At 58.0% G+C, this 3,055-nt stretch carries 2 protein-coding genes; both read right to left on the minus strand.

Going from position 1 to position 3,055, the window contains the following annotated elements:
• Window positions 1-970 (minus strand): sulfite dehydrogenase (gene soxC / locus H0V78_02490; protein MBA2350680.1); only part of this gene is annotated, 970 nt, incomplete at its 3' end.
• Between the two features lie 435 nt (window positions 971-1,405).
• Entirely contained in the window at window positions 1,406-2,617 is a 1,212-nt protein-coding gene (locus H0V78_02495) for an MFS transporter (GenBank protein MBA2350681.1), read from the minus strand.
• Between the last annotated feature and the right edge of the window lie 438 nt (window positions 2,618-3,055).

Below are 3,055 nucleotides of genomic sequence, written 5' to 3' on the forward strand. Positions count from 1 at the left end.
CCTTCAACTTCATTCCGCCAGAAGGAGTCGTGATCACCGATTTTGCTTCCATCACGAAGCTGAATTGGCGCCATTTGCCATCCGGCATCGGGTCTGCATAGCGGGCGGTCTCGCTCCTGAACTGCCAAGGCTGGTCCGCCACCTTGATGCGGCGCAGCCACTTGACCGAAACGTTTCCTTCCCAGCCGGGTACAAACGCGCGCAGAGGATAACCCTGTTCGGGGCGCAGCATCTCGCCGTTTTGCGCGTACACGAGCAGCACGTCGTCAAGTACTTTATCGATCGGGATCGACCGCGTATGCGCTGCGCCATCGGCGCCTTCGAACAGCACCCACTTCGCGGCCGGGTGGAGCCCGGCCTCATTGAGCAGCCAAGAGACTGGGATGCCTGTCCATTGAGCGCCGCAGAGCAGCCCGTGACTCTGCTGCACTGTATTGGAAGCTGCTTTGGTCCAGTCGGTGAGCGTGTTTCCCGAACATTCCAGGAAATAGAACTTGGAAACCGAGGGATATCGCATCAGGTCGCTCATCGCGAACTGAAGCGGTTGTTTCACCATTCCATGGATCACCAACCGGTGCGCCTCCGAATTGATATCCGGAGTCCCTGCATGGTGGCGCTCGAAGATCAGCCCGTTGGGAGTAACGATCCCGTGCTGGTGCTGGAGCGGCGTCATGCTCCAGTCGGAAAGGTTCTGCTTGTTGACGAGGACATCGGAGCGAGTCCGCACCACGTGACTTTCGAACTTGGACGGTACTCCGTAGGCTTTGGGCTCGATGATCCTGCCGGGAGCTTTCACGCTGTCCGGCACGGGAAGCGGCTCGGCGCGGGCAAGCGAGCTTCCCATAGCTCCAGAAGCAAGCGTGCCTCCGGCCATGGCAGCGCTGTTGCGCAAGAAGGTCCGCCTTGAAGTCGGGGAGTTTCGAGCGATGGGAGAATTGTCGGGGCGAATCGTTATGGAACTCTTGGACATCTCATTCCTCCTTGCAGGCTTCGCTTCACTTATAGCACCAGCGCCCTCAGCATACAAGGAGGAGAAGTCGCGTCTGGAGAACTGGGCCACCGGCACCTTGCTTCGTTATGCGAGACATGGGCGATTCCTTTCGCGATGGCGCGCGGGGTGACAGTAGAAGACCCATGTTGGATAACCTCACGCCAGCATTATTGGCTGCGGGCAATCCGCTGCGATCCGGGCGATTTTGATGGTGTTCGCGACAGTCAGGAGCAGGAGACATCTGCTTTGCCCTACGACAAACGCAGTGGCGTGGGCCTCAACACAAAAACGTGCGGTTCGCGAAATCAATGATCGCCTCAGGCCGCAAATAGAAAGCGAACGTTACGCAAAGCCCCACTACAGCGGCCGCCAACACCAAGGTCAAGGTTGCGACTCTTATCACCGGTCGCATGGTCACGCCGTGCTCTCCTTCAGTTCCAGCCGTGCGATTTGCCGGTCGTCAATGGGCCAGTTAAGCAGGGCGGCTATGACACCTAACGCGATCGCAATAATCCAGATCAGTTGATACGATCCCGTCAGATCATAAAGGTAGCCGCCGAACCAAATTCCTAAAAAGCTTCCGATCTGATGAAACAGAAAGACGATCCCGAACAACGTAGAAAGATATCTCACGCCGAAGATCTGGGCTACCACGCCGTTGGTGAGCGGTACAGTTCCCAACCAGAGAAATCCCATGGCAGCAGCAAAAACATAAACCGTCCATGGGCTCATGGGCAGAGTTATGAAGACGGCAATCAGAAGCGCGCGCAGCAGGTAAATTACCGACAGAAGATATTTCCCCGGATAGTGCCCACCGAGGTAGCTGCAGAGGAAACTGCCGAACACATTGAAGAGGCCGATCAGTGCGAGCGCCATCATGCCTGTATGCGCCGACATTTCTCTGTCCAGCAAAAACGCCGGCAGATGGACGGAGATGAACAGGGTTTGAAAGCCGCACACGAGAAAGCCCCACGAAAGCAGCCAGAAGCCCTTGTGCTTCAAAGCTTCGGCGAGCGCTAGCGGCATCGATTGTCCACTTTGCATAACGTGATGCTCGCGCGGAGTGGCAAGCGCCCTCGCGAGCGGCGCCATCAGCGCGGCGGAGGCCGCGAGCATGAAAAGCGATACGTACCAACCGAAATTTGAAATCAACGCATAGCCATACGGGATCATCGCGAATTGGCCGAAGGAGCCGGCTGCGCTCGCAATGCCTAGCGCCATACTGCGCTTCTCGGGGGCGAAAGTGCGCCCGATCACGCCGTACACTACGCCGAAGCTGGTGCCGGAAAGCGCGAGTCCGAGCAGCACACCGGCGCTTAACGCGAGCTCCACGCCCGTACTGGACAGCGCCATCAGCGCCAGGCCCAATGCGTACAGCGCGGCGCCCCCGGCCAGCACGCGCCCCGCGCCGAAGCGGTCCGCAATCATGCCCGAGAACGGCTGCGCTACGCCCCAAACGAGATTCTGCAGCGCGATCGCGAACGCAAAAGTTGCGCGCCCCCAGCCAAATTCCGACGTCATTGGCTGGAGGAACAGCCCGAAGCCTTGACGGGTGCCCAGCGAAAGAGTGAGGATCAATCCACCGCAGATCAGAATCAGCGTCGGCGTGCGCCAGGATTTATTCATCAGAATTCCCGAATATCATAGGGCAGCATACATTGACGCTTGACTACATGCATCGTGGATCAATCAAGTAGAGCGCTGATTCGCTGCTTTCACGCAAAAACAAATCCGTCGTGGCACGCTTCGCACTACACAAACGCTGTAAACGGCAATTTGCGACTACCTCGCACCTTGCAATCAAAACCGCCAACCTGTCGCATGGACAAAGTCCACCGACGATAGCCCGGCCTCCATCAAGCGCTTTTGGCAGCGAGCTTCTAACTCAGGACACTAGCATGAACCCCATCGAAGCAAGTCTACCCATCTGCCTGTGGGCGAGCTCCAGCTCCCGCAGCCTGGACTCGTCGACCACGATGATGCAGGCCCCCGTTTTCAAGGGATGTACGCGTACCCGCTCATGCGCCTTGCCACCCGGAGTTTCGCGCACGACTTCGACCGTTT

This window comes from Burkholderiales bacterium (genome assembly GCA_013695435.1).
GTDB lineage: Bacteria > Pseudomonadota > Gammaproteobacteria > Burkholderiales > JACMKV01 > JACMKV01.

Excerpts from the sequence above, each read along its gene's own strand:
- H0V78_02495 (MBA2350681.1), bottom strand. The coding sequence starts at position 2,617 with ATGAATAAATCCTGGCGCACGCCGACGCTGATTCTGATCTGCGGTGGA.